The organism is Mesorhizobium sp. NZP2234 (assembly GCF_013170765.1).
GTDB classification, from domain to species: Bacteria; Pseudomonadota; Alphaproteobacteria; order Rhizobiales; family Rhizobiaceae; genus Mesorhizobium; species Mesorhizobium loti_D.
This window is the reverse complement of record NZ_CP033364.1, coordinates 1,932,203-1,958,014: the sequence shown is the minus strand read 5'-3', so window position 1 is coordinate 1,958,014 and position 25,812 is coordinate 1,932,203. Positions and strand designations below refer to the sequence as shown.

The 25,812-nt window shown below is 63.4% G+C and carries 29 protein-coding genes; 15 read left to right on the top strand and 14 right to left on the bottom strand.

The window, feature by feature from the left end:
* Positions 1-34: 34 nt before the first annotated feature.
* Positions 35-649: a LysE family translocator gene (locus EB230_RS09595; RefSeq protein ID WP_056577951.1), complete on the top strand. Its 615-nt coding sequence runs from the start codon at positions 35-37 to the stop codon at positions 647-649.
* A 154-nt stretch (positions 650-803) separates the two neighbouring features.
* Here EB230_RS09595 and EB230_RS09590 read toward each other — a convergent pair whose 3' ends face one another.
* Complete coding sequence (locus EB230_RS09590) at positions 804-1,745, bottom strand: nucleoside hydrolase (protein ID WP_056577773.1); 942 nt, start codon at positions 1,743-1,745, stop codon at positions 804-806.
* Between the two features lie 303 nt (positions 1,746-2,048).
* Here EB230_RS09590 and EB230_RS09585 point away from each other — a divergent pair, with 303 nt between their 5' ends.
* Together EB230_RS09585 and EB230_RS09580 are read left to right on the top strand one after the other, a co-directional pair.
* Positions 2,049-2,474: an Hsp20 family protein gene (locus tag EB230_RS09585; RefSeq protein WP_056577776.1), complete on the top strand. Its 426-nt coding sequence runs from the start codon at positions 2,049-2,051 to the stop codon at positions 2,472-2,474.
* A gap of 64 nt (positions 2,475-2,538) precedes the next feature.
* Entirely contained in the window at positions 2,539-2,796 is a 258-nt protein-coding gene (locus EB230_RS09580) for a DUF1150 family protein (RefSeq protein WP_056577953.1), read from the top strand.
* A gap of 80 nt (positions 2,797-2,876) precedes the next feature.
* On the opposite strand, the gene ptsN is transcribed toward EB230_RS09580, so the two are convergent.
* The 6 genes from ptsN to lptC form a co-directional block, all read right to left on the bottom strand.
* A complete protein-coding gene (gene ptsN / locus EB230_RS09575; protein WP_010911486.1) occupies positions 2,877-3,341 on the bottom strand; it encodes a PTS IIA-like nitrogen regulatory protein PtsN in 465 nt (154 codons plus the stop codon).
* A gap of 59 nt (positions 3,342-3,400) precedes the next feature.
* A complete protein-coding gene (gene raiA / locus EB230_RS09570) occupies positions 3,401-3,985 on the bottom strand; it encodes a ribosome-associated translation inhibitor RaiA (protein WP_027043252.1) in 585 nt (194 codons plus the stop codon).
* A 368-nt stretch (positions 3,986-4,353) separates the two neighbouring features.
* Complete coding sequence (rpoN, locus tag EB230_RS09565) at positions 4,354-5,880, bottom strand: RNA polymerase factor sigma-54 (RefSeq protein WP_056577778.1); 1,527 nt, start codon at positions 5,878-5,880, stop codon at positions 4,354-4,356.
* Between the two features lie 261 nt (positions 5,881-6,141).
* Positions 6,142-6,960, bottom strand: a complete 819-nt coding sequence (lptB, locus tag EB230_RS09560) for an LPS export ABC transporter ATP-binding protein (protein WP_056577780.1) — start codon at positions 6,958-6,960, stop codon at positions 6,142-6,144.
* On the bottom strand, positions 6,960-7,565 hold the full coding sequence (locus tag EB230_RS09555; RefSeq protein ID WP_056577782.1) for an LptA/OstA family protein: 606 nt from the start codon (positions 7,563-7,565) through the stop codon (positions 6,960-6,962). Before EB230_RS09555 ends, lptB begins: the two co-directional genes overlap by 1 nt.
* The gene (gene lptC / locus EB230_RS09550; protein WP_056577784.1) at positions 7,552-8,265 is read right to left on the bottom strand and encodes an LPS export ABC transporter periplasmic protein LptC; all 714 of its coding nucleotides are present in this window, start codon (positions 8,263-8,265) and stop codon (positions 7,552-7,554) included. The genes EB230_RS09555 and lptC overlap by 14 nt, the downstream gene beginning before the upstream one ends.
* Positions 8,266-8,599: 334 nt before the next feature.
* On the opposite strand from lptC, the gene sppA reads away from it, so the two are divergent.
* The 4 genes from sppA (at position 8,600) to EB230_RS09530 (ending at position 11,346) form a co-directional block, all read left to right on the top strand.
* Positions 8,600-9,556, top strand: coding sequence for a signal peptide peptidase SppA (sppA, locus tag EB230_RS09545; RefSeq protein WP_056577954.1), 957 nt, complete (start codon positions 8,600-8,602; stop codon positions 9,554-9,556).
* Positions 9,557-9,636: 80 nt separating this feature from the next.
* Positions 9,637-9,921 (top strand): integration host factor subunit beta, encoded by a 285-nt coding sequence (locus tag EB230_RS09540; RefSeq protein ID WP_006200394.1) that lies wholly within the window; start codon positions 9,637-9,639, stop codon positions 9,919-9,921.
* A gap of 53 nt (positions 9,922-9,974) precedes the next feature.
* Complete coding sequence (locus EB230_RS09535) at positions 9,975-10,343, top strand: hypothetical protein (protein ID WP_056577786.1); 369 nt, start codon at positions 9,975-9,977, stop codon at positions 10,341-10,343.
* Positions 10,344-10,380: 37 nt separating this feature from the next.
* Positions 10,381-11,346 (top strand): ornithine cyclodeaminase family protein, encoded by a 966-nt coding sequence (locus tag EB230_RS09530; protein ID WP_056577789.1) that lies wholly within the window; start codon positions 10,381-10,383, stop codon positions 11,344-11,346.
* On the opposite strand, the gene EB230_RS09525 is transcribed toward EB230_RS09530, so the two are convergent.
* From EB230_RS09525 to EB230_RS09515, 3 genes are all read right to left on the bottom strand, one after another.
* A complete protein-coding gene (locus tag EB230_RS09525; RefSeq protein WP_056577791.1) occupies positions 11,343-11,780 on the bottom strand; it encodes an EVE domain-containing protein in 438 nt (145 codons plus the stop codon). The genes EB230_RS09530 and EB230_RS09525 overlap by 4 nt on opposite strands.
* Entirely contained in the window at positions 11,777-12,157 is a 381-nt protein-coding gene (locus tag EB230_RS09520) for a VOC family protein (RefSeq protein WP_056577793.1), read from the bottom strand. The genes EB230_RS09525 and EB230_RS09520 overlap by 4 nt, the downstream gene beginning before the upstream one ends.
* Before the next feature lie 73 nt (positions 12,158-12,230).
* Positions 12,231-12,920 carry a YafY family protein gene (locus EB230_RS09515; protein WP_056577795.1) on the bottom strand — a complete coding sequence of 230 codons (690 nt, stop codon included), beginning with the start codon at positions 12,918-12,920 and terminating at the stop codon, positions 12,231-12,233.
* Between the two features lie 135 nt (positions 12,921-13,055).
* Between EB230_RS09515 and EB230_RS09510 the strand changes: the two genes are divergently transcribed.
* The 6 genes from EB230_RS09510 (at position 13,056) to EB230_RS09485 (ending at position 20,162) form a co-directional block, all read left to right on the top strand.
* Positions 13,056-14,141 carry a class I SAM-dependent rRNA methyltransferase gene (locus EB230_RS09510; protein WP_056577797.1) on the top strand — a complete coding sequence of 362 codons (1,086 nt, stop codon included), beginning with the start codon at positions 13,056-13,058 and terminating at the stop codon, positions 14,139-14,141.
* A gap of 17 nt (positions 14,142-14,158) precedes the next feature.
* On the top strand, positions 14,159-15,016 hold the full coding sequence (locus EB230_RS09505; protein WP_056577799.1) for an RNA methyltransferase: 858 nt from the start codon (positions 14,159-14,161) through the stop codon (positions 15,014-15,016).
* 13 nt (positions 15,017-15,029) lie between these two features.
* Positions 15,030-15,527, top strand: a complete 498-nt coding sequence (lspA, locus tag EB230_RS09500; protein WP_056577801.1) for a signal peptidase II — start codon at positions 15,030-15,032, stop codon at positions 15,525-15,527.
* A gap of 58 nt (positions 15,528-15,585) precedes the next feature.
* Positions 15,586-16,575, top strand: a complete 990-nt coding sequence (locus tag EB230_RS09495; protein ID WP_056577803.1) for an MDR family oxidoreductase — start codon at positions 15,586-15,588, stop codon at positions 16,573-16,575.
* A 136-nt stretch (positions 16,576-16,711) separates the two neighbouring features.
* The gene (locus EB230_RS09490; RefSeq protein ID WP_056577805.1) at positions 16,712-19,000 is read left to right on the top strand and encodes a PAS domain-containing hybrid sensor histidine kinase/response regulator; all 2,289 of its coding nucleotides are present in this window, start codon (positions 16,712-16,714) and stop codon (positions 18,998-19,000) included.
* Between the two features lie 286 nt (positions 19,001-19,286).
* A complete protein-coding gene (locus tag EB230_RS09485) occupies positions 19,287-20,162 on the top strand; it encodes a GNAT family N-acetyltransferase (RefSeq protein ID WP_056577807.1) in 876 nt (291 codons plus the stop codon).
* Positions 20,163-20,220: 58 nt separating this feature from the next.
* On the opposite strand, the gene EB230_RS09480 is transcribed toward EB230_RS09485, so the two are convergent.
* Positions 20,221-20,853, bottom strand: coding sequence for a trimeric intracellular cation channel family protein (locus EB230_RS09480; RefSeq protein WP_172372168.1), 633 nt, complete (start codon positions 20,851-20,853; stop codon positions 20,221-20,223).
* A 113-nt stretch (positions 20,854-20,966) separates the two neighbouring features.
* The gene (grpE, locus tag EB230_RS09475; RefSeq protein WP_056577811.1) at positions 20,967-21,599 is read right to left on the bottom strand and encodes a nucleotide exchange factor GrpE; all 633 of its coding nucleotides are present in this window, start codon (positions 21,597-21,599) and stop codon (positions 20,967-20,969) included.
* A gap of 228 nt (positions 21,600-21,827) precedes the next feature.
* Between grpE and EB230_RS09470 the strand changes: the two genes are divergently transcribed.
* Together EB230_RS09470 and EB230_RS09465 are read left to right on the top strand one after the other, a co-directional pair.
* Entirely contained in the window at positions 21,828-22,028 is a 201-nt protein-coding gene (locus EB230_RS09470; RefSeq protein WP_056577812.1) for a hypothetical protein, read from the top strand.
* A 134-nt stretch (positions 22,029-22,162) separates the two neighbouring features.
* A complete protein-coding gene (locus EB230_RS09465; protein ID WP_172372166.1) occupies positions 22,163-23,185 on the top strand; it encodes a fatty acid desaturase in 1,023 nt (340 codons plus the stop codon).
* Between the two features lie 171 nt (positions 23,186-23,356).
* Here the strand turns inward: EB230_RS09465 and EB230_RS09460 are convergent, their stop codons facing one another.
* Together EB230_RS09460 and EB230_RS09455 are read right to left on the bottom strand one after the other, a co-directional pair.
* The gene (locus EB230_RS09460) at positions 23,357-23,977 is read right to left on the bottom strand and encodes a DJ-1/PfpI family protein (RefSeq protein ID WP_172372164.1); all 621 of its coding nucleotides are present in this window, start codon (positions 23,975-23,977) and stop codon (positions 23,357-23,359) included.
* Positions 23,978-24,160: 183 nt separating this feature from the next.
* Complete coding sequence (locus tag EB230_RS09455) at positions 24,161-25,768, bottom strand: GMC family oxidoreductase N-terminal domain-containing protein (RefSeq protein WP_172372161.1); 1,608 nt, start codon at positions 25,766-25,768, stop codon at positions 24,161-24,163.
* Positions 25,769-25,812: the final 44 nt, after the last annotated feature.

Below are 25,812 nucleotides of genomic sequence, written 5' to 3'. Positions count from 1 at the left end.
GCGCCGCGTCGGCGGCAAGCCAAGGGAAAAAATCATGTCGCTGGAACTCTATGCCGCCTATGTTCTCGCTTGCATCGTCATCATCCTGGTGCCGGGACCGACGGTCACGCTGATCATCGCCAACAGCATCCGCCACGGAACCCGCGCCGGCCTCGCCAATGTCGCCGGCACGCAGGCTGGCCTTGCCATCATGATCGCCATTGTCGGCATTGGCCTCAACACGCTGATCTCGGGCATGGGCCACTGGTTCGAATGGGTCAGGCTGATCGGCGCCGCCTACCTGATCTGGATGGGCGTGCAGATGTTCCGCTCCAAGGGCACACTGAACGCCGACGGAACGGCGCGGAAGCCGCGCGGTGGCTTCTTCCTGCAGGGCCTGCTGGTGGCGCTGAGCAACCCCAAGACGCTGGTGTTCTTCGGCGCGTTCTTTCCGCAGTTCATCGCGCCGCAAGGCAACTACTCGCTGCAGATCGTCGTCATGGGCCTCACCGCCATGATCTTCGCCGCCATGTCGGATTCGACCTACGCACTCGCCGCCGGCCGCGCCGGGCGCCTGCTGTCGGCCAGCCGCATCAAGCTAATGTCCCGGATCAGCGGCAGTTTCCTGGTCGGCGGCGGCCTTTGGCTGGCGTTTTCAAGGTCGAAGTGACATCGCCCCTTCCCTCGCCCCGTTTGCGGGGAGAGGGTGGTCGCGAAGCGATCGGGTGAGGTCAGCGCCGAGGACGCAAGGCAAAATATCAGCGTTTGTGCCGGCCTCATCCCCCTGCCGGGATCTTCTCCCGCGACCGGGGAGAAGGGAGTTTTCACAACCGACCCAGCCTCTCCACCAGCAGCGCGAAGAAGCCGTCATGGTCGATGTCGCGCATCACCATGGCGTTCTTTTCCCGCTTGGTCACGCCCCACCAGTCGATCACGGTCATGCCCATGGTCAATTCCGAGGCGGTTTCCACGCTGACATTGCAGTTGCGGCCTTTGAACAGGTCCGGCTTCAGCAGATAGGCGATGACGCAGGGGTCGTGCAGCGGGCCGCCATCGGTGCCGTACTTGCCCTCGTCGTAGCGTTCGAAGAATTCCAGCATCTCGGCGGTCGCGATGCCGACCTTGGTGCCGAGCTTGCGGAAGGCCTGCGTGCGCTTGGCGGTGGTCAGCGCCTTGTGGGTGACGTCGAGCGGCATCATCACGATCGGGATGCCGGACTTGAACACCAGATCGGCGGCCTGCGGATCGACATAGATGTTGAATTCGGCCGCCGGAGTGACGTTGCCGCCCTCGAAGAAGCCGCCGCCCATCAGCACGATTTCCTTGATGTGCCGGGCGATGCGCGGTTCGCGGATCAGCGCCAGCGCGATGTTGGTCAGCGGCCCGAGCGGGCAGAGCGTGATGGTGCCGCTCTCTTCCTTCATCAGCGTCTCGACGATGAAGTCGACGGCATACTGCTCCTGCAGCTTCATCGTGGGTTCGGGCAATTGTGGCCCGTTGAGGCCCGTCTTGCCATGCACTTCCTCGGCGGTGACCAGCTGGCGCGCCAGGGGACGGATGGCCCCGGCATAGACCTTGATATCGGGCCGGCCGGCCAGTTCGCAGATCCTGCGGGCATTCTTCTCGGTGAGCTTCAGCGGCACGTTGCCGGCAACGGCGGTGATGCCGACGATCTCCAGTTCACTGCTGCCAAGCGCCAAGAGAATGGCGACGGCATCGTCCTGGCCGGGGTCGGTGTCGATGATGATCTTGCGTGGTTGGGGCATTTCAATTCCTTGTTTGGCTGGCCGTGGGCTCACCGGGCCGATCGCATGCGTTTAGGGCGCCGAACCGGCTGCAAGCTGCCGAAGCGACCAACCGGGAACGGTCCCGGCCCCAGCGCTTCTCCCTGCATCCGCGCGTCGCTTCAAGCGCCATGTCGATTATTCCTGTGAGTCCAAGGCCTGGTCTTTTTGGGCGGGTCTTCAGGTGGCTTGAACTTGGTCGCGGAGCGGACCATATCAAGGGCATCGGGAAAAATGCCATCCGGGTTTTTCCAGTTTATGTCGCTCTTGAGAGGACAGTGTAACATGAGCCGAATGACGCCTTTCTCCAGCCCACTTCTCCTTGGTTTCGATGCCATGGAAAAGACCTTGGAGCGCTTGGCGAAATCCGGTGACAGCTACCCTCCGTACAACATCGAGCGCCTCAGCGGCACTGACGGCAACGCCGAAAGGCTGCGCATCACGCTCGCCGTCGCCGGTTTCGCCGAAAACGATCTCGATGTGACAACGGAGGAAAACCAGCTGGTCGTGCGCGGCCGTCAGACCGACGACACCGAGCGCGAATTCCTTCATCGCGGCATCGCCGCGCGCCAGTTCCAGCGCTGTTTCGTGCTGGCCGACGGCATGCGGGTTATCGCGGCGGAGCTGAAGAACGGCCTTTTGTCGATCGACCTCGATCGGCCGGAGTCCGAACGGTTGGTACGGAAAATAAACATATCGGTGAAAGACTGATCTTCACCGATGGCTCTCATGCGGGATGGCCTTCAGCGGCGTCCTCGCGCCAAGGAGGCTTGAAATGACCAGAACTGAAGAGAATATCACCATGACCAGCGGTGAATTCGCCCATCTGGGCGAGGGCTCGGTCGCATATCTGCGCAAGGTCTCGAGCGACGACCTGCTCGGCCGCTTCCCGAACATCGGTGAAATCGCGCCCGGCTTGGAGCTGTGGGCGCTGTTTGCGGCCAACGGCCAGCCGATCCTGCTTTCAGATGCGCGTGACCGCGCACTGGCCGGCGCCATGGAAAACGACCTGACCACCGTCGCCATTCACTAAACCGGCTTTTCACCGGGGCGATTGGCTGGAACGAAAAGGGCCGCTCACAGCGGCCCTTGCAGATTGCATTCAAAATGGCTTCAGGCCGCGTGCGAGGCCTGCGTGTCCGACAAAAGCGCGTGGATTGCCGTGGCGTCGCGCGTCCCCCTGATCTTGGCGACCGTATCGGCGTCGCGCAGCACGCGGGCAATGCGCGACAGGGCCTTGAGATGATCCGCGCCCGCTCCTTCCGGCGCCAGGAGAAGAAACACCAGATCGACAGGCTGGTCATCCAGCGACTCGAAATCGACCGGCGTTTCCAGCCGGGCGAAGACACCGGCGATGCGCTTCACGCCGGCGAGCTTGCCGTGCGGAATGGCGATGCCGTTGCCGACGCCGGTCGAGCCCAACCGCTCGCGCTGCAGGATGGTGTCGAACACTTCCCGCTCCGGAATGCCCGAAATCGCCGCCGCCCGCTCGGACAGCAATTGCAGAAGCTGCTTCTTGGAGTTCGCCTTCAACGCCGGCAAAATCGCCGGAACGCTGATAAGATCGCTCAGATCCATGCTTGAAAATCCCTTGTTCGCCTGCCGTCGCCAGTCCCCACCCCTCGTGCGGCTGGCTTTTATCCCTGCGCGACCTTGGTCGTGGACGGGTCGATCCAGCCAATGTTTCCGTCGGGCCGGCGATAGACGATATTGAGATGGTCGGTTCCGGCGTTGCGGAAAACGAACACCGGACTGTCCTTGGTATCGAGCTCGATGACCGCCGAGGCCACCGACATGGTCTTCAGCGTCATGGTCGATTCGGCGACGATGGCCGGCGCGAAATCCTCCGGGATTTCCTCGTCGTCATCGGCAAGCGGCGCCATCACCGTATAGGCGATATCGGTCAACTCACCATTGCCATTGCCTGAATTGTGAGATTTGAGACGGCGCTTGTAGCGCCGAAGCCGGGTCTCCAGCCGGTCGGCCGCGGCCTCGAAGGCGAGCGTCGGATCCTGGGCGTCGCCGGTAGCCTGCAGCGAGGCGCCCGAATCCAGCCTAATCATGCAATCCGCCGAATAGCGCGAGCCCGATTTGATGACGGTGACGTGTCCCGCAAAGCCGCGATCGAAATATTTGCCGATCGCTTCGCCGACACGATCGTTGATGCGCGTGCGGAACGCATCGCCGATATCCATGTGTTTTCCCGATATGCGCAGATTCATCTGAAAACTGACCTTCCTTGCTCAGGCTTCAAACTGGCCTGAGTTTATACTTGTGGTCCGTGCGCACAAGCTTTGCGGCGTCACTGGCGCCGATTTAAATCCGAACTTTCCGGTTGATCACAAGCCGCCTTTTTGACCGTCCCGAGGCCATTGTCGTGACGGACCATCCGCTAGCGGGCATCGGGCCCGTCTCATGCGGGCGGGCTTCTAGCCACTTCCCCCGGGCTTGTCAATGAAGCTCGAAAGCTGTGGAAAATCAGGAGGGCATGGAGCGGTTCATCGTTTCACGGAAACGCCGACCCACTCCACCACTTTGTCTCGACGCAATTCCTGTCGGAAAACCGCTTCACGCTTTTCCTGGAATTGCCTTAGCGGCCGGCGCTGGCGAGCGCCCGCTTTTCGCGCCGGCGCTGCACGGAAGACGGAATATTCATGCCCTCCCGGTACTTGGCGACCGTGCGCCGGGCGATATCGACGCCGCTTTCCCTGAGCATATCGACGATCGCGTCGTCGGACAGAACGTCGACGGGTTTCTCCTCGTCGATCAGCTGCTTGATGCGATCCCGCACTGCTTCCGAGGAATGCGCGTCGCCGCCGCCCGACGCGGCGATCGAGGCGGTGAAGAAATAGCGCAGTTCGAACACGCCGCGCGGGGTCAGCATGTATTTGTTGGCGGTGACGCGGCTGACGGTCGATTCGTGCATGCCGATGGCGTCGGCCACCGTGCGCAAATTGAGCGGCTTCAGCTGGCGCACGCCATGGACCAGGAACGCATCCTGCTGGCGCACGATTTCCGAGGCCACTTTGAGGATCGTCTTTGCCCGCTGATCGAGGCTGCGCGTCAGCCAGTTGGCATTTTGCAGGCACTCGGCCAGAAAATCCCTTTCCGCCTGGTTCTTCGCATGCGGCGACACCTGGGCGAAATAGATATGGTCGACCAGCACGCGCGGCAGTGTTTCGGCATTGAGTTCGACTGTCCAGCTGCCGTCATTGGCCGCGCGCACCTCGACATCGGCGACGATGGCGTCGCTCGCACCGCCCGAAAATGCCATGCCCGGGCGCGGATCGAGGGCCCGGATCTCGGCCAGCATGTCGAGCAGATCCTCCTCGTCGACGCCGCAGATCCGCTTCAGCGTCTGGAAATCGCGCCGCGCCAGGAGTTCCAGATTGGCGACCAGGGCCTTCATAGCGGGGTCGAGGCGGTCGCGCACCGCAAGCTGCAGCGAAAGACATTCGGCAAGGTCGCGGGCGAACAGTCCGGCCGGCTCGAAAGTCTGGCACACCGCCAGCACCTTGGCCACGCTCGCTGCATCAGTGCCCAGACGCGTGGCGATCTCCGCGAGATCGACCCTGACATAGCCGGTCTCGTCCAGGCCATCGGCGAGTTCGCCCGCGATCAGCCGGGCCGCGGGATCGGCAAAGGCGAGTGCCACCTGCTCGCCGACATGGTCGCGCAAGGTGATGGCGCTCGCCGCCATGTCGCCGGCGTCGAGCCCCTCGGACGAGGAGCCGCCGCCGCTGCCCGAAGCCGACTTCCATTGCGCCGTCAGGTCAGGCCCGAGCCGCTCGCTGGTGCCGGGATCGTCGGGAAACAGGTTTTCCAGCGACGTATCGAGCTTTTCCGAAATCGCCTCGGCGCTCCATCCCGCCTCCTTGTCGAACCAGTCGCCATCGGCGGCCGCTTGCGGCTCCACGTCGATCTTCTGCGCCTGGTCGCTCGCGGCGTCGTCCTGCGGCTCGGCGCGCTCCAGAAGCGGGTTGCGCTCGATTTCCTCGTCGATGAAGTGCTCGAGCTCGACATGGGTGAACTGCAGCAGCCGAATCGACTGCATCAGCTGCGGCGTCATCACCAGCGACTGCGACTGTCGGAGCTGTAGTTTCGCCGCCAACGCCATGGTTCGGTTTCAAACGCCTCCTCTACGCGTCAGGACTTCCGGAAATGAATTTCACGGCCGACCATAGAAACTGGCCCGGCTTTTGCTTGTCAAGGCAAAGCCTAGCAAAAGCCGCTTACCGGAGCGTTATGCCGGAGCAAAATTGCCGAAAATCAGGCTGTAACGCGCAAAAAATCGTGTCAGGAAACAAATTTCACGCCCAAGGCGATTCCGGAAAGAAAACCGCGTCAGGGCTTCCCGTCCCGAATTGTGCGGGAAAAGTCAGAGCGTAAAACCCTCACCGAGATAAAGCCGCCGCACATCCGGGTTCGCCACCACTTCGTCGGCGCGGCCATGGGTCAGCACCTGACCGGCGTGGATGATGTAGGCGCGGTCGATCAGACCAAGCGTCTCGCGGACATTATGGTCGGTGATGAGGACACCGATCCCGCGCGCCGTCAGGTGGCGAACCAGTTGCTGGATATCGGCGACGGCGATCGGATCGATGCCGGCAAAGGGCTCGTCGAGCAGCATGTAGGCCGGGCGCGTCGCCAGCGCACGCGCGATCTCCAGACGCCGCCTTTCGCCGCCGGAAAGCGACATGGATGGCGCCTTGCGCAGATGGCTGATGTGGAACTCCTCGAGCAGTTCGTCGAGATTGCGCTCGCGCACTTTGCGGTCCTTTTCGACCACTTCGAGCACGGCGCGGATATTCTGCTCGACGTTGAGGCCGCGGAAGATCGATGCTTCCTGCGGCAGATAGCCGATGCCGAGGCGCGCGCGGCGGTACATCGGCATCGAGGTGACGTCGAAGCCATCGATCTCGATCGTGCCTTCATCCACCGGCACAAGGCCGGTGACCATATAGAAACAGGTCGTCTTGCCGGCGCCGTTGGGACCGAGCAGCCCGACGGCTTCGCCGGCACGCACGCCAAGCGTGACGCCACTGACCACCTTGCGGCCCTTGTAGCTCTTGGTCAGGCCCTTGGCGATCAAGGTTCCCTTGAACTTCGTCTTGTCGACGGTGATCGTGGCAGGAGCCGAAACCTTGCCTGCGGCTCGTCCCGGAAGACGCGCCGTCAGCGATGACAGGCTGGCCATCAGGGGTTCGTCGCTCCGGATTTCGACGCATCCGACTTCGGCGGTGGCGTGATCGACATCTGGACACGTTGCCCAGCGCATGGATCAACCTGGGCCAGCCCGCTTTTCATCTGCACGGTGAGCTTGCAGCCCACCAGGACGTTGTCGTTCTGAGACAGAACGACTTTTTTGCCCGAAAGCACCAGCACCTGGCTCTTCATGTCGAAGCTGCCCTGATCGCCGGTCGCGACCTGCTGATCCGACTTGATGTAGACCTTGTCGGAAATCTCCAGATGGTCGATGTTGGCCGAGCCGGTCATCGCCGCGCCGGCGGCTTCCGTGCCCTTGGCCGCGGCATTGGGATCCTTGATGTAATAGACCATCATCTTGCCGGCCTTCATCAGCGTCGGCCCCTGGACGACGGTGACATTGCCCGTGAAGATGGCGACGTTTTCGGCCTGCCGGACTTCCAGCTTGTCGCTTTCGATCTGGATCGGCTTATCGCCCGCCAGTTTCAGGCCCGACACCTGACTGGTGGCACCGGACTGTGCCAGCGACGGCACGAGGCCCAGCAGGAGCAGCGCCGAAGTTGCGGCCGCAAGCCGTGTCGAACTATTGAGCCACATTCGCTTCTTCGCCCTTTGCCTCAGCCGCCTTCAGAGCGGCGGGATCGATGTTGACGCGCACCCTGTTCTCGAACACCAGGACCTTGCCATTGTCCTGGACCGTCAGGGAATTCGCTGTGATCTGTGACCCGCCACGGCTGACATCGACGGGATCATCCGTCTTCATAGTGCCTTTGCCCATGTCGAGGAAGACCGATTTGAACTTGGCTTGCATGCCGTCGGTCGTGGTGATCTCGACGTCGCTGCTCAACTTCATCGTGTTGCCTTCGCGATCGTAGGTACCGCGCGACGCTTTGACCGCCGCCACATTGTCGGGACCGACCGGCACTTTGGCGTCTATGCCCTCGAGCTCGATGATGCCTTGCGTGCTGACGTCCTGTATCGCCCGCAGGGCCGTCATGGAATAGGGCTGCTTTTGCTTGGTGAACCCGTTGAGCTTGGGATTGGCCATCACCAGCTTGCCGTTGGAAAAAGCGGTGCCGTCCGCCTGCACCGCGACGGAGACGGGTGCGGCCAGATAGGAATAGACCGGGAAGGCGACGGCGATCAGCGCCGCGGCCAGGGGCACGGCGAATTTGAGCACGCGCACGCGGCGCGAATGACGCTGGGCGCGGTCGAACGCCTCGCCCCGCGTCCAGCCATCCGCCGGGGGAGCCAACTCCATCTCGGGGCTGGTCGGTTCATTCGATCGCGCTAACATGACTGCTTTCTTCTAGACCCCTGCCGCCAGGGAGCACCGCCTATAGGTGGGGGGCCGGCGCCTTCAAGCAAGCACAAGCCCACGAAAACCGCAAAAATGTGACAACTGTGGTTGTACAAACGAAAACGAGGTCAGCACAACAACCGATACTTCATAGCAGAAATGCACGTCCTTGCGCCGTTTTTTCATCACTGCCGTCTCTCCCCTTACCTTGCGTCCCTGGCGCAGGCCAGTCACAAAACAGATAGCGTCGGGATTGCCGAAGACGGAACTGCTTCCCGATAAGGACATCATGGTCTAAAAGCGTCTCTTCCCGCCGACTGTGAGGCTGACCATGGCATTGAGAGCCGACGACCTGATCGACCGCCGCCGCTTGCGGCGCAAGCTGACATTCTGGCGAGTGGTGGCCATCGGCATCGTGGCACTCGGGGTGATTGCGCTGTCGGCCTGGCTCTACGGCGACGATCTCGGCGGCTCGGCCGTCGACCATATCGCCAAGGTGAGGATCGAAGGCACCATCACCGAGGACGAGGAACTGATCAAGCGGCTGGAGAACATCCGCGAGTCGTCGAAAGTGAAAGGCGTGATCCTTGCGATCGATTCACCCGGCGGCACCACCGTCGGTGGTGAATCGATCTACGAGGAAGTGCGCAAGCTGGCCGCCGACAAGCCGGTGGTGGCTGAAGTCGGCACGCTCGCGGCATCGGCGGGCTATATGATTGCCAGTGCGGCCGACCACATCGTAGCCCGCAAGACCTCGATCGTCGGCTCGATCGGCGTGCTGATCCAGTACCCTGACGTCAGCGGCCTGATGGACAAGCTCGGCGTCAAGCTGGAGGAAGTGAAATCCTCGCCGCTCAAGGCTTCCCCCTCTCCCTTCAAGCCGACCAATGACGACGAGCGCGCCATGGTCCGCAAGCTTATCCTCGACAGCTACGACTGGTTTGTCGGCATCGTCGCCGAGCGCCGCAAGATGACGCACGAACAGGCGCTGGCGCTCGCAGACGGATCGATCTTCACCGGCCGCCAGGGTGTTTCCAACGGATTGATCGACGCCGTCGGTGGCGAGGCCGAGGCGATCGACTGGCTGGAGACCAAGGGTGTCGACGCCAAGCTCAAGGTGGTCGAGTGGAAGGACACGGGACGGCGCGGCGGTTTCCTGTGGTCAAAAGCCATGGTGAAAACGATCGGCAGCGCCCTCGGCCTGCCTGATTACAGCGGTGACGTCATCCACGAACTTGGGGCCGACCGCTTGTTTCTTGACGGCCTCGTTTCCGTCTGGCACCCTTGAGCGCCGTTTGGAACAGCTGAAAAAGCCAATAAAATCATCCTCATAATTTTGACCGAACTGCTTTCACGGGGACCCGTCTGATGATCAAGTCCGAACTTGTGCAGATTATTGCCACGCGCAATCCGCATCTTTTCCTGCGCGACGTCGAAAACATCGTCGGCGCGATCTTCGATGAGATCACCGACGCCCTTGCCGAAGGCAACCGGGTGGAGCTGCGCGGCTTCGGTGCTTTTTCGGTGAAAAACCGCCCCGCCCGCACCGGCCGCAACCCGCGCACCGGCGAATCCGTCGAGGTCGAGGAGAAATGGGTGCCGTTCTTCAAGACCGGCAAGGAACTGCGCGAAAGGCTTAACGGCGGCAAGTAGGCGCGGCGTCAGCGCCAGAAGGCCTTGTCCGGCCCGCTTGCACGGAAGAAATCATGCTCAATCGCTTCATTCTCATCGTGGTCTTCGTGCCCCTGGCGATCATTCTGATCGCGCTTGCCGTCGCCAACCGCGAACTCGTCGCTTTCACGTTGGACCCGTTCAATCCCGGCAATCCGAAGCTGACGCTTACCTTGCCGCTGTTTATTTTCCTCTTCCTGGCGCTCGCCATCGGCATGATCGTCGGCAGCCTGGCAACCTGGGCCAAGCAGGGCCGCTACCGCAAGCTGGCGCGCCAGCGCGGCGTCGAGGCGGAAAACCTGCGCCAGGCGATCAGTCGCGCGCCGTCGGCAACACAGGGACCGATCCAGGGTTCGGCCCAAGGCTCGGCGCAAGGTTCGGCATTGCCAAAGCCGACCAATTGAGCGGCCTCCCGGCGCCTTTCTTTCCACGGAGCTTTTCATGCTGACCATTTCGGCCGCCGAGGTCGACCGTGCGCTGACCTTTCCCGGACTGGTCGAGACGTTGCGCGCTGCTTTCCGTGACGGGGCGGTACAACCCGTCAGGCATCATCACGCGGTCGAACGGCCCGACGGCGAGGCCTCGACCCTGCTGCTGATGCCGGCATGGACCGATTTCAACGCCGCCGGCACGTCTTCCGGTGGCCATATCGGCGTGAAGATCGTAACCGTCTCACCCGACAACAACGCCATCGGCAAACCCGCCGTGATGGGGCTCTATCTCCTGCTCAACGGCAGCACCGGCGAACCGGAAGCCTTGATCGACGGCCAGCGCCTGACTCAGTGGCGCACGGCTTGTGCTTCGGCACTGGCGGCGTCCTACCTCGCCCGCGACGATGCCTCGCGGCTGCTTGTGGTCGGTGCTGGCGCCCTGTCGCCGTTCCTCGCCAAGGCGCATTCGGCGGTGCGGCCGATAAAAACCATCCGCATCTGGAACCGCACCCCCGCCAATGCTGAAAAAGTCGCGACCGATTTGTGCGCCGAAGGCTTCGCCGCCAGCGCCGCGACCGACCTCGATGCCGAGCTTGGCCAGGCCGACATCGTCTCTTCGGCGACAATCACCACCACGCCGCTGATCAAGGGCGCGCAGCTGCGGCCTGGAACCCATGTCGACCTGGTCGGCGGCTTCACCCCGACAATGCGCGAAAGCGATGATGACGCGATCGCGCGTGCCCGGGTCTATGTCGACACCCGCGACGGCGCCACCAAGGAAGCCGGCGACATCGTCCAGCCACTGGCCTCCGGCCTGCTGAAGCCGGACGCCATCGTCGCCGATTTGCACGAACTGGCGCGCGGCCAGAGGAACGGCCGCACAACCGCTGACGAGATCACGCTGTTCAAGTCGGTTGGCGCGGCACTCGAGGACCTTGCCGCCGGTATAGCCGTTTATAACGCGCTGAAGGTCTAGCTCACCGTCCCCCGCATTTCGGCGCCCATCGCGTCGGCGATCAGACGAAAATCGTGATCGGTGATTTCGAACAGGCCAAAGCGCAGCTGATATCCCCAGTTCGCCTTGCCGGCGGTGAAGTCCAGCCGTTCGAGCAGCGGCTTGATCGGCGCTTCTTCAGCCGCCATCCACTCAACGTCGCGGCGGAACGGCGTGAAGCCGCCGCCCATTTCGCCTTGATAGGGCTCTCCTTCCCGCACGGTGCCGATTGCGGTGAAGGCCTGCAGGCCATCCTTTTCGCCCAGAACCGTGGTCGGCGAATAGTAGATGACACCATCGCCGGGCTTGACGCGACGCAACGGCGCTGCCTTGCCGTGGTTGACCTGCATGAAGCCGTCCTTGCGGCCGCGCCGGACATGTTCCGCCGACGCCACAGCGATCCAGTACGCCCTCATTTATGTGCCCCATCCGACAGCCAGTAGACACGCAGGCGGTGATTGTCGGGATCGAGCGCAACGAAAGTGCGGCCGAAATCCAAGTCGGTCGGCGCCTGCAGGATCTTCAGGCCCCGCCTCGACCAGTCGGCATGGGTCGCGTCGACCGCTTCCGGCGTCTCCAGTGCGAACACGATCTCGGCACCGCCGCCCGCCGCTTCTGCCGCCGGCTCCACGGTATGGCGCGACCAGAGGCCGAGCTTGAAGCCGTTGTCGAGCACGAACAGCACGAAGGTCGGCGCGCTTTCGACCGGCTCGCGACCAAGCAGCGCGCTGTAGAAGGCACCGCTCCGCAGCGGCTGGTCGACATAGAGGATGACGAAATTCGGCGTGGTCATGTGTACTCTCCGCGGTTCAGCGTTTCGATGCCCCGAACCTAGAATAGGCTACTGTCAGATTCTGGCAGTAGCCTTATGACCCACGCGGCTTGTCGAGCGTCGCCCGCCATTCCATGAGCAGCACCTGGCGGCGACGCGGATAGCGCGTATCGATGGGATTGAGCCCTGATATGCGATCGGCGCGGAAATGCCGGAAATCCTGCCGCATCTCGCACCACGCCACCACCACCCGCACTTTGTCGAAGAAACCGAGCGCGAACGGCCAGACGACGCGTTGCGAAGCCACACCGCCGGCATCGCGGTAGAGAAAGCCGAGTTTTCGCTCGTTGCGGATGGCCTGCCGCACCATGCCGAGATCGATGCCCTCCATGGCGTGTGCCGGCGGCCCGACCAGCAGGGTGGAGGCGTCGAGATCCTCACGCAGATCATCTGGCAGCACGGCCGCGATCTTGGCCAGCGCATTGGCGGCTGCGGCCGAGAGACGCTGGTCCGGCTGCTTGGCGACCCAGCGCGAGCCGAGCACGATCGCCTCGATCTCGTCGTCGCTAAACATCAGCGGCGGCAGCATGAAGCCGGGCTTGAGCACGTAGCCCAGGCCCGCTTCCCCCTCGATCGGCGCGCCCTGCCCCTGCAGCGTGGCGATGTCGCGGTAAAGCGTTCGAATGGAAATCCCGAGTTCATCGGCCAGCGTCTGTCCGCTCACCGGCCGGCGATGCCGGCGCAGGCACTGGATGAGGTCGAGGAGACGTTCGGAGCGGGACATCCAGCAGATTTGCCTGTTTCTTTGACATCGGTCTATCTCGGACCGACATGAACAGGAGAGGCGGCAGCTCCGGACTTGGTTGCGAAGCTGGTTGCCCTATGCCAAAAGCGGCACGCCGCTCGGAGATGCCCCCGCTTGAAGTCTTTTCGCGACAAACGCCGCGACAGCCGCCCGCCCGCCAAGGGCGGAACCGGAGAGGTACGTCCGCACGAGGCGCGTGGCGCGGCACGGCCGGACGCCAGGCCGCGCGAAGCGCGAGACGTGAAGCCGGATAGCCAACCCGCACCGAAATCGGCGCCGCGCATCCTCGCCCGTCGTGACGGCGTCCTGCCGGCCGAGCAGCTGCCGCTCATCCTCGAAGTGGCGCCGAATGCCGATTATGCACTGCTCGACAGCGGTGCCGGCCAGAAACTTGAACAATACGGCCCCTACCGCATCGTGCGGCCCGAGGGGCAGGCGATCTGGCAGAAGGCCCTGCCAGCCAGGGACTGGGAACGGGCCGACGCCATCTTCACCGGCGACACCGACGAGGAAGGCATCGGCCGCTGGCGCTTCCCCAGGACGCCGCTTGGCGAGACCTGGCCGATGAAGCATGATGGCATCGACTATCTCGGCCGTTTCACCTCGTTTCGCCATGTCGGCGTGTTTCCCGAACAGGCCTCGCACTGGGACCACATGGCCGGGTTGATCGCGGCGGCCAAGCGGCCGGTCAAGGTGCTGAACTTGTTCGGCTACACTGGCCTTGCCTCCTTGGTGGCGGCCCGCGCCGGCGCCGAGGTCACCCATGTCGATGCCTCGAAGAAGGCGATTGGCTGGGCACGTGAAAACCAGGAGATGGCCGGACTCGGCAGCAAGCCGATCCGCTGGATCGTCGACGACGCGGTGAAATTCGCCGAGCGCGAGGAGCGCCGCGGCAGCCGCTACGACATCGTGCTTTTCGATCCGCCAGCCTATGGCCGCGGCCCCAAGGGCGAGGTCTGGCAATTGTTCGAGGATCTGCCGGCGCTCACCGACCTTTGCCGCGCGATCCTGACGCCGAAGCCGCTTGCCGTGGTACTGACCGCTTATTCGATCCGCGCCTCCTTCTTCGCCATCCACGCTTTGATGCGCGACACGTTTGCCGGCATGGGCGGCAAGGTCGAATCGGGCGAGTTGATCATCCGCGAAAAGTCCGCCGGCAGGGCGCTTTCGACCTCACTGTTTTCGCGTTGGGTGGCCTGAATGCCCCGGAGTCCTGAATGAACGAGCGGCACGCAGGCGCACCCGGCCAGGTGAAGGAAGTCACCAGCCTCGCCAACCCGCTGATCAAGGACATCAAGGCGCTCGCCCTGAAGAAATTCCGCGACCAGCAGAACGCCTTCATGGCCGAGGGGCTGAAGCTGGTCATCGATGCGCTCGACCTTGGCTGGCAGATCAGGACGCTTGTGTTCGCCAAGGCAGGGCGCGGCAATGCGGCCGTGGAAAAGGTCGCGGCACGTACGGTTGCCGCCGGCGGCACAGTGCTCGAAGTGTCGGAAAAGGTGCTTGTCGCCATCACCCGCCGCGACAATCCGCAAATGGTGGTCGGCGTCTTCTCGCAGAAATTCCTGGCCCTGAAGGACATCCGCGCCGACAATGGCGACGTCTGGGTGGCGCTCGACAGGGTGCGCGATCCCGGTAATCTCGGCACCGTCATCCGCACCGTCGACGCCGTCGGCGCCAAGGGCATCATCCTGGTCGGCGACACCACCGATCCGTTTTCCGTGGAAACGGTGCGCGCCACCATGGGCTCCATTTTCGCCGTGCCGGTGGCCAAGGCGACGACAGAGGCTTTCCTGGCCTGGCGCGGCGGGTTTTCAGGCCTCGTCGCCGGCACGCACCTGAAGGGTGCCGTCGATTACCGCTCGGTCGATTTTTCCCGTGGGCCGGTTCTGCTGATGATGGGCAATGAGCAGCAGGGCCTGCCCGAAAACCTGGCGGCGAGCTGCGACCGATTGCTCAGGATCCCGCAAGCGGGCCGTGCCGATTCGCTCAATCTAGCCGTCGCCACCGGCATCATGCTGTTCGAGATCAGGCGCGGCGCGCTGAAGCTCGAGCCGACCGCCGACCAGCAATGAAGGTTGCCAGCCCGTGAGATCATGGTCCCCCTACGCGATGCTCGTCGTCGCGGCCATAGCGCTCGATCAATGGATAAAGCATCTGGTCGAGACCGGCCTGCCGTTTCAGGAAAAGGTCGATCTGGTGCCGTTCCTGGCGCTGTTTCGCACCTACAACACCGGCATCGCCTTCTCGATGTTTTCCTCCTTCGGCGACACCGGCCTGGTGGTCATCGCCGTGCTGGTCGTTGCCTTCGTGCTCTGTCTCGCCACCCGCACGCCATCGGCCCATGTCATCGCCCGCACCGGCTTCGCCCTGATCATCGGCGGCGCGCTGGGCAATCTGATCGACCGCGCCGTCTACGGCCACGTCATCGATTACATCCTGTTTCACACGCCGGTCTGGTCGTTTGCCGTCTTCAATCTCGCCGACGCCTTCATTTCCGTGGGCGCGGCACTGGTCGTCTTCGACGAACTCATCGGTTGGCGGCGCGAGCCCAAGCCTTCGAACGCCAAGCCCTCCAAAGATTGACCCCGCGCGGCCATCGCCGCACAGTCCCAGACCGACAAGCAAGCTCGCGGAGAAAAAGATGTCCGAAACCTTCAAAGCCATCCTGATTTCGCGCGACGCCGACAAGAAACAGTCGGTCGCCGTGACGGATCTCACCGAAGCCGACCTGATGGAGGGCGACGTCACCGTCGCGGTCGAGGCGACGACGGTGAACTACAAGGACGGGTTGGCCATCACCGGAAAGGCGCCGGTGGTCCGCCGCTGGCCCCTGGTGCCGGGCATAGATCTTGCCGGAACAGTGATTTCGTCCTCCAATCCAGACTGGCGCAAGGGAGACAAGGTCATCCTCAACGGCTGGGGCGTCGGCGAAACGCATTTCGGCGCCTATGCCGGGCGCGCCCGCGTCAAGGGCGACTGGTTGGTGCCGTTGCCGGATGGCCTCAGCGCGCACGACGCGATGGCGGTCGGCACCGCCGGTTATACCGCCATGCTTTGCGTCATGGCGCTGGAGCGGCACGGCATCCTTCCCGACCGCGGCCCGGTCGTGGTGACGGGTGCCGCCGGCGGCGTTGGTTCGGTCGCGGTCTCCATCCTGTCCAGCCTCGGTTACCATGTCATTGCATCGACCGGCCGCAACGCCGAAAGCCCTTATCTGATCAACCTCGGCGCCGCCGAGGTGATTTCGCGCGACGAGCTCAGCCAGCCCGCCAAGCCGCTGGCCAAGGAGCGCTGGGCCGGCGGCATCGATTCGGTCGGCAGCCATACGCTGGCCAACGTCCTGTCGATGACCTCCTATGGCGGCGCCGTGGCGGCCTGCGGCCTAGCCGGCGGCATGGATCTGCCGTCGAGCGTCGCCCCCTTCATCCTGCGCGGCGTCTCGCTGCTTGGCATCGATTCGGTGATGGCGCCGAAGGCCGTGCGCCTCGAGGCCTGGCGCCGTATTGGCTCCGATCTCGACCTGCGGAAGCTTGCCAGCCTGTCCACGACCATCGGCTTCGACGGCATCGTCGAGACGGCACGCGACATCGTCGACGGCAAGATCCGCGGACGCGTCGTCGTCGACATGTAACGTCCTCGCGGATCAGTGGACTGAATTGCCAGATCCGGTGGCGAATCCGCCGCCACCAGGACAAAAACGCCCTATCCGCTAAAATTCGAACGATCCGCCGCAATTTTCCATAATCTCTGTCTGGCAAGGGTTTCGCATGATCGCGGAATCCGACAGCCGGCAGGCAAGCAAGGGCGACGACGTCGATGCGGTGGCCGCGCCGACGGCGGCGCGGCGCTTTATCGCCGCGCCGCCGCTGGTGCCCGAGCAGCGATTGGCCAGGCGCGAAGGACTGCCGCTGCTCACCTTCGTTGCCATCATTATACTGGCGGGCATTGCGCATCTGACCGGGGCGCCGATCTTCATCAGCCTCGCATTGCTGGCAACCGGCCTCGCCGGCCTTGCGCTGCATCTGCACGCCAGACGCAGCGTCCATCGCACCGCGGTGCTGCTGGACGAGACCACCGCGCGCAGCCGCGCCGAGATCGAGACGCTGGCCGACCGCATGTGGGAGATGCAGGAAAGCGAGGAGCGCTTTCGCGGTCTCATCGACGCGCTTGGCGATCTCGTCATCCATCGCGATCGCGACGGCAATATCGTCTATGCCAACAAGGTGTTCGCCGATCTCGTCGGAGCGGATCACCGCGACCTTGCCGGCAAGACCCTGGCCGAACTCGGCATCGAGGTCGGCATCGTTCCCGATGCCGCCTTTTCCGATCACGAGTGCCTGAGTTCCACCGATGTCGCCATCCGCACGCCGGGCGGCCCGCGCTGGTTCTCGTGGATCGAACTGTCGGTGCGCGACAAGGACAGCGGCGCGGCCTCGCATCGCGCCATCGCCCGCGACATCACAGCCCGCAAGCGCGCCGAATCCTCGCTGATCACAGCGCGCGAAAGAGCCGAATTCGCAAGCCAGGCGAAATCGCGCTTTCTCGCCACCGTCAGCCATGAAATCCGCACGCCGATGAACGGCATCATGGGCATGGCCAGGCTGCTCGCCGACACCAGCCTGTCGCCGGAGCAGCAGACCTATGTCGGCGCCATCTCGACCTCGGCCAGCGCCTTGCTCGCCCTGATCGAGGATCTGCTCGACTATTCCAAGATCGAGGCCGGTCGCTTCGATCCGGAACCGCAGCCGATGTCGGTGCGCGAGATCGCCGACAACATTATCGAATTGCTCGCCGCGCGCGCCTTCGCCAAGGATATCGGCCTCGGCTGCCATGTCGAGCCGGATGTCCCGCAGATGATCACCGCCGACCCGGGCCGGGTCAGGCAGGTGTTGCTCAACCTCATCGGCAACGCCATCAAGTTCACCGACAGCGGCGGCGTCCTGGTCAGCGTCGCGCGCGCCCGCACCGAGACCAGTGATCGCATCTGCTTCACCATCGCCGACACTGGTCCCGGCCTGCGCGACGAGGACATGGAGCGCATTTTCGAGGAGTTCGAGCAGGCCGACGGCACCTCGACGCGCACGCATGGCGGGGCGGGACTGGGACTTGCCATCTCCAAGCGCCTGGTGACTGCCATGGGCGGCACGATTTCGGTCTCCAGCCGGCTTGGCCAAGGGTCGGAATTCGTCTTCGAAATCCCGGCCACGGAGGCCACCGAGGCACCGCAGGGCCGGCAGAATGCGCTTGCCGGCAGGCACGCGGTGATCCTGTCCAGGAACGCCGTCGAGGCCGACGCCATCGCCCGCACCATCCGCGCCAATGGCGGTACGGCCGGTATCGCCGCCACCGCGGCGCAGGCCGCGTCCCTGGCCAACGGCTGTGACGTGCTCCTGGTCGACGCGGCCATGGAAGAAAGCGACGGGAGGCTGCTCAAGCGGCTGCGCCTAAGCGGCTTTTCCGATTGCGAAGCCGTCACGCTGATAGCGCCGACGGACCGCGGCATGCTTGGCGAGTTCCGCGCCAGCGGCTACGCGACGTTCCTTGCCCGGCCGGTGCGCGGGGGAACACTTCTGCGTGTCCTTTTGACCAGCCATGCGCCGGCGCTAGCGCAGCCGCAGCCGGAAAAGCGCCGCGCCCCGGCGCTTCGCACGTCGACTGGCCGACAGCAGGGCCTGTCCGTGCTGATCGCCGAGGACAACGACATCAATGCCATGCTGGCCCGCGCCACGCTGTTGAAGGCGGGACACCGCGTCAAGGTGGTCGGCAATGGCAAGGCCGCCGTCGAGGCCGTCACCAGCGCCGGGCACAAGCATCGCTTCGACGTGGTGCTGATGGACCTCCACATGCCGATCATGGATGGGCTGGACGCGATCGCCGCGATACGCCGCCACGAGGAGGAAACGTCGGTCCCGCCGGTGCCGATCATGGTGCTGTCGGCCGACAGCCAGGAAAAGACCCGCCATGCGGTGCTCGCCCACGGCGCCAGCGGCTTCGTCACCAAGCCGCTCGACCCCGATGCGCTGGTCAACGCCGTCGAGGGCCAGGTCGCCGCTTGAACCGGTTTTCTGGCGCGCGGCCAATGCATTTCAACCAAAAGTGACCCCTGGCTTTGCCGGCAGGACATGCATGAAAACAAGGAGCCTGGAGCGCATCGCCGCGCCCCGCGTGGGCGCGAGACGCTTCATGTTTTCTCATCTAGCGTAGCCGGTTGACCGTTTTCGCCAGCCGACGAAGTATTGCCCGCGACGCCGTATCACGGTACTGTCACAATCCTGTTGCACCTACACCGTATCCCCGTGCCAAGAGGGATGGCTCGAAGGAGAATCACTCGTGCATACAGTTATGCCGGAATGTGACACTCGGCCAAACGCCAGCAGCGCCTTGCTTGCCGGGCGTAATGTCGATTCCGTCATAAAAGGCGCGGCGCTCGGTCGTATCGGCAACCTCGAAGTGCGGCTCGCCCGCAACGAGGCCGAGATCGCGGCCGCGCAGGAAGTGCGCTACCGGGTATTTTACGACGAGCTTGGCGCCAGGAAGGACCTGTTCCAGGCGCAGGACCGTCGCGACGCCGATCGCTTCGATCCGCTCTGCGACCATCTTCTGGTGCTGGATACGACGCTTTCCGGCCCCGAACATCGCCGCATCGTCGGTACCTATCGCCTGCTGCGGCAAGAAATCGCGGCCACCGCCGGCGGCTTCTATTCCGAAGGCGAGTTCGAACTGACCAAGCTCATCGCCCGTCATCCCGGCCAGCGCTTTCTCGAGCTCGGCCGCTCCTGCGTTTTGCCGCAATACCGCTCGAAGCGCACCATCGAGGCGCTGTGGCAAGGCATCTGGGCCTACATCAACCACTACGAAATCGGCGTGATGACCGGCTGCGCTTCCTTCCATGGCACCGTGCCGGCCGCTCACGCGGAGGCGCTCACCTATCTCGCCCATCACTGCCGCACCAACTCCGCCTGGGACGTGCGCGCGGTTTCCGATCGCTACTGCTCCATGGATTTGATGCCGATCGAGGCGGTCAACGCCAAAGCGGCGATCGCGGCGATGCCGCCTCTGGTCAAGGGCTATCTGAGGGTCGGCGCCCGCATCGGCGACGGCTGCGTCATCGACCGTGAATTCTCGACGGTCGACGTGTTCGTGGTGATGCCGGTCAAGGAGATCGGCGCCCGCTACGTCAACTACTATGGCGGGGAAGCGCAGCGTTTCGCGGCTTGAAGCGAGTACGCCGCGACATCACGGACTGCCTGTTGACCACTGACTATTTCCTGCTCACTCACGGAATATCCTCCGGCCGCCTTCCCGGCCGGCTCCTGTACGACGGAAACGACCAGCCAAAACGCAGCGCGCCACCGCGCACGGCGAGCGCCACGACGAAGCCGGCCAACCCCGAGACAATCTGCGGCAATCCGGCGACATCGCCCAGAGTGAAGATGGTGGCGCCGGCCAGGGCCGCCGTGACGTAGATTTCCGGCCGCAGCAGCACGGAAGGCTCACCGGCCAGGAGATCGCGCAATATGCCGCCAAAGGTCGCGGTCAGCATGCCGGTGATGATCGAAACCACGGGCGAACCGGTGATTGCGAGGCCCCTTGCCGCGCCCATCACCGAAAAGGCGGCCAGCCCGATGGCGTCGAGCCACAGCAACAGCTTGTAACGGGATTCGACACGGTGCCCGGTGAAGAAGACCAGGACCGCAACGACAGCGCAGATGAGCACATAGTCGCGGTTTGCCACCCAGAACACCGGCACATTGAGGATGAGGTCGCGAAACGTGCCGCCGCCAATACCGGTGACGCTGGCCAGGAACAGGAAACCGATAATATCGAGTTGCTTGCGCGACGCAGCCAACGCCCCGGTCGCCGCGAAAACGGCAACGCCGGCATAGTCGAGAAGGGCGATGGGATGCATGGCTAAGGCAGTAGGGGAGTAAGGAAATGGGGCAGTATCTATTAGATAACACGAAGCCAGACGATTGATACGGCTCTCAGTGTGCCCTACTGCCCTACTGCCCTACTCCCCTATCAAGCATCCTTCTCCGCCTGCTCATTCACCGGCCCCGGCTCGACCGGCGCCTCGGCGGCGATTTTCGGGCCGCCCTTGGCGACGCCGACCATGGCCGGGCGCAGCACCCGTTCGCCGATCGAATAGCCCGGCTGCACGACCTGGACCACCGTGTTGGCCGGAACGTCGGGATTGGGCACTTCGAACATTGCCTGGTGGAAATTGGGGTCGAACTTCTCGCCTTCCGGCGCGAGTTTCTTGACCCCGTGCCGTTCCAGCGCCGACAGCATGGCGCGCTCGGTCAGGTCGACGCCCTCGATGAGCGCCTTGAAGCCGGCATCGCCCGACGCCTTGGCCTCGGCGGGAATGGCGTCCAGCGCGCGGCGCAGATTGTCCGACACCGACAACATGTCGCGGGCGAAATTCGCAACCGCATAGGTGCGCGCGTCGTGCACGTCGCGTGCGGTGCGGCGGCGCAGGTTCTCCATCTCGGCCGCGACGCGCAGCGCGCGGTCCTTCAGCTCTTCATTTTCCTTCAGCAGCCGCACAAGCGCTTCATAATCGCCGTCGATACTGCCTTCCGTGCGCTCGGCATTGGCCTCTGCCGCCTCGACTTCACTGGGCGCGCGTTCGTCTTTTGCCTGGTCGCTCATCGCCGTTTCCCGTCATCTCGAATGGTATGGATTTTGTGCCCGATATCGAGGTTTGGCGGCCAAAAATCAAGGGGTAAGCCACCGGACCGGCCTGAACCGCGACCAATGGCGTTACTTTGATTTTAATTCAAACTTTACCTTACCTGCCGGCTTCGCTTGCCACGGAAGCGTGATGCGGGAACCATTCCCTTGCTGGAGGAGTTTCGAAGCCGACACAGGATTTTGAAAATGATGACTCGCGACAAGGCAGAAAAAGGAGAAAAGCTCGCCACCGAAGTCAGGCGCCAGTTCGGTGCCGAGGCGATGACACGCTTTCTGCGCACCTTGCCGGCTTTCCGCGCCGAGGCCGACATTCCCACCCGGTTCAGCGAGTTGCTTGACCGGCTGGACCGGGTGGAGAGAAACAGCCTTGGTGACGGCCGCCGATAGCCATCTGGCAGGCTTCGCTGCATTGCGGAATTCGGAAGACCAGGCCGGGATGGCCTGTCGCGCGACAATTACACACAGTAATTTCGCGTGATTGCCATCTTGCGGGAGGGCAGCACCTCCGCCTATGCTTCCTGATGAACATGATTTCTCCCGACGCGGCCGCCAACAGCAAGCGAGCCTGGCTGAAGATCCTGGCGCGCTACAAGAAGCCGGACCGGCGGCGCAGCGCCATAGAACTCGCGATCACCCTCATTCCTTTCGCCACGCTCTGGGCCATGTCCGCGGCCGCTTATGCCTACGGCCATTGGTGGGGGCTGATCCTGGTCCTTCCGGCGGCCGGGTTCCTGGTGCGCATCTTCATGATCCAGCATGATTGCGGCCATGGGTCCTTCTTTGCCAACCGCTATGCCGACGACTGGATCGGCCGCGCGCTCGGCGTCCTGACGCTGACTCCATACGATTGCTGGCGGCGCGCCCACGCGACCCATCATGCCAGCGCCGGCAATCTCGACGAGCGCGGCATGGGCGACATCCTGACGCTGACCGTTGCCGAATACCGCCGATTGTCCTGGCGTGGGCGCCTTGGCTATCGTCTCTATCGCCACCCGCTGGTGATGTTCGGTCTGGGACCGATCTGGCTGTTCATCTTTTCGCAAAGGCTGCCCGTCGGCATGATGCGCGGCGGCTTGACGCCCTGGGTATCATCCATGACCACCAATCTCGCCATCACGCTTGCGTCGGCCCTGCTTATCTGGGCCGTCGGCCCCGGTGCGTTCCTGGTGGTCCATCTGCCGATCGTCGTTCTCGCCGGCTCGGCCGGCATCTGGCTGTTCTATGTCCAGCACCAGTTCGAGGAGACGGAATGGGCAAAGGATGACGATTGGGAATTCCAGCATGCCGCCCTGCATGGCTCGTCCTATTACGACCTGCCGCCGGTGCTGAACTGGTTCACCGGCAATATCGGCGTCCACCACGTCCATCACCTCTCCGCCAAGGTGCCTGGCTACCGGCTGCAGGAAGTGTTGCGGGATTATCCGGAACTGCGCGGCATTGGCCGCGTCACTCTGCTCGACAGCCTGCGCTGCGTCAAACTGGCATTGTGGGACGAAAACCGCCGCAAGCTGGTGTCGTTCGGTGAGGCACGAGCCTCGGCCTAGACTAGAGTGGTTCGCCGTTTCCGTGAAATGGTGAAGTGCTCTAGGCAACTCCAGGAAAAGTGTGAAACGGTTTTCCTGGGGAGGCGCGTGGCCGCTTTCCCCAGGGAATTGCGTCAAAACCAGAAAATAGCAAGACCGCCACGCGATGATGCGCGGCGGCCGTTTCCCTGTTCATGCTGCTTGGCGCTCATTGCGCATCAGGATCTCGCCGTGGCGGATCTCGGTGCCCAGCACCTTCAGGCACTCCCGGATGAAGTTGGACAGGCCCGGCCAGCCCTTGGCTGAAACGAGATTGCCATCGACATGGGCACCGGTCGGCGCGACATCGATGTAGATGCCCCCGGCCAATGTCACCTCCGGCTCACAATAGTGCAGTGCCGCGACTTCCCTGCCCCGGACCACACCGTCGACAGCAATCAGGATCTGTACGCCATGGCAGATGGTGAAGATCGGCTTGCCGGCCTCGTGGAAATGCCGCACCAGCGCCTGCACGCGCTTGTCGATGCGGATGTATTCGGGACCGCGTCCTCCCGCTGCGTAGACGGCGTCGTACTTGGCCGGATCCACCTCGGAGAACGTCTTGTTGAGGATGTAGTCGTGGCCGGGCTTTTCCGTGTAGGTCTGGTGGCCTTCGAAGTCATGCAGCGAGGTCTTCAGCACATCGCCGGCCTTCTTGTCCGGGCAGACGACATGCACTGTGTGGCCGACGGCATGCATGGCCTGTTCAAAGACGAAGATCTCGTACTCCTCGCTGAACTCGCCAACGAGCATCAATATTTTCTTGCCAGCCATTCCCGGTTCCTCCCTTGTGGCCTTATTTATTTCGGGTCATGAAATAATAGCTTATCCTAAGGGCAGGACGACAAAAGGAAAAGCGCAAATCGCACAATTGGTACGACCAGTTTTCTTCCCGGAGGGCGGAGCAAGCCCTTCATGGCACACGAAAACAGTATCCCGGGTCGACCTGGACCGGAGTCAAGCGGCTGCTCTGATCATATCCGCCGCCTTTTCAGCGATCATGATGGTCGGCGCGTTGGTGTTGCCGCCAATCAGCGTCGGCATCACCGAGGCGTCGACCACCCGCAACCCCTGCAGTCCGCGCACCCGCAATTGCGGATCGACCACCGCCATCTCGTCGACGCCCATCTTGCAAGAGCCGGCCGGGTGATAGATCGTGTCGGCGCGGGCACGGATGTGGGACATCAACTCCGCGTCGCTCGAAGCACCGGCGGTGTAGATTTCCTTGTGGCGATATCTGGCCAGCGCCGGCGCCTCCAGGATACCACGCATCATCCTGGCCCCCTTGAGCAAAAGCTCTGCGTCGCGTTCGTCCGAAAGAAAGCGCGGATCGATGCGCGGTGGTGCCATGGGATCATGAGTCGACAGCCCGACCTCACCGCGCGAATGCGGCCGCAGCACGCAGACATGGCAGGAAAAGCCATATCCCATATGCAGCTTGCGGCCGTGATCATCGACGATGGCTATGCAGAAATGCAGTTGCAGGTCGGGCCGTTCCATCGCCGGATCGGATTTGAGGAAGGCGCCGCCTTCGGCATAGGGCGTGGCGATCATCCCGCCCCCATCTTTCCGCCAGCGCAGCATGTGCCGTAGCAGGCCAGGCAGGCCGCGCAGGCCGATGCCCATCATGTCGGCGTCCTTCGACGTCCAGCCCATGATGAAATCGAGGTGGTCCTGGAGGTTCTTGCCAACACCGGGCAGTTCATGAATGACCGGAATACCATGCATGGCTAGCTCGGCGGCCGGGCCAATGCCCGACAGCAGCAGGAGCTGAGGCGAACCGAAGGCGCCACCACAGACGATCACCTCGCGCCTGGCTTTCGCAACGGCTTCGCCCTTCCCCGTGCGATACCGCACGCCGGTGGCGCGCTTGCCGTCGAGGATGACCGCGGTGGCATGCGCTCCGGTGATGACGGTCAGGTTCGACCTGTTCATGGCCGGCTGCAGATAGGCAGCGGCCGCCGAGCAGCGCTCGCCATTGCGGCGTTCGCCCCAGAATTGCGTCACCTGATAAAGTCCGGCACCTTCCTGTTCGACTCCGTTGAAATCATCGTTGCGGCGAATCTGGTTTTCACCGCAGGCCTCGACAAAGGCCCGGGAGAGCGGACGTGGCTCTTGCTGCTCGGCAACCCGCAGCGGGCCGTCACCGCCATGCAGGGCATCAGCGCCGCGTTGATTGCCTTCCGCCCGCCTGAAATAGGGCAGCACCTCGTCCCATGACCAGCCGTCGCAGCCGAGGTCCGACCATTCGTCATAGTCGCCGCGGTGTCCGCGCGTATAGAGCATGGCATTGATGGCGCTGGATCCGCCCAGCGCCTTGCCGCGCGGCTGGTAGCCCTTGCGGCCGCCAAGCCCCTGCTGCGGCACCGTTTCGAACGCCCAGTTGTTGATCTTCGGCCGCCCCGGCAACAGGGCGATGATGCCTGCCGGCGCGCGGACAAGCAGGTTGCTGCCCGCGCCGCCGGCCTCGATCAGGCAGATCGTTGTCGATGGATCCTCGGACAGCCGCGCGGCAAGCGTGCAGCCGGCGGACCCACCACCGGCGATGACATAGTCGAAATCCATGACGTCCTCCCTTGCACCCGGCGGATGTTTCCGTCCGGATGCCC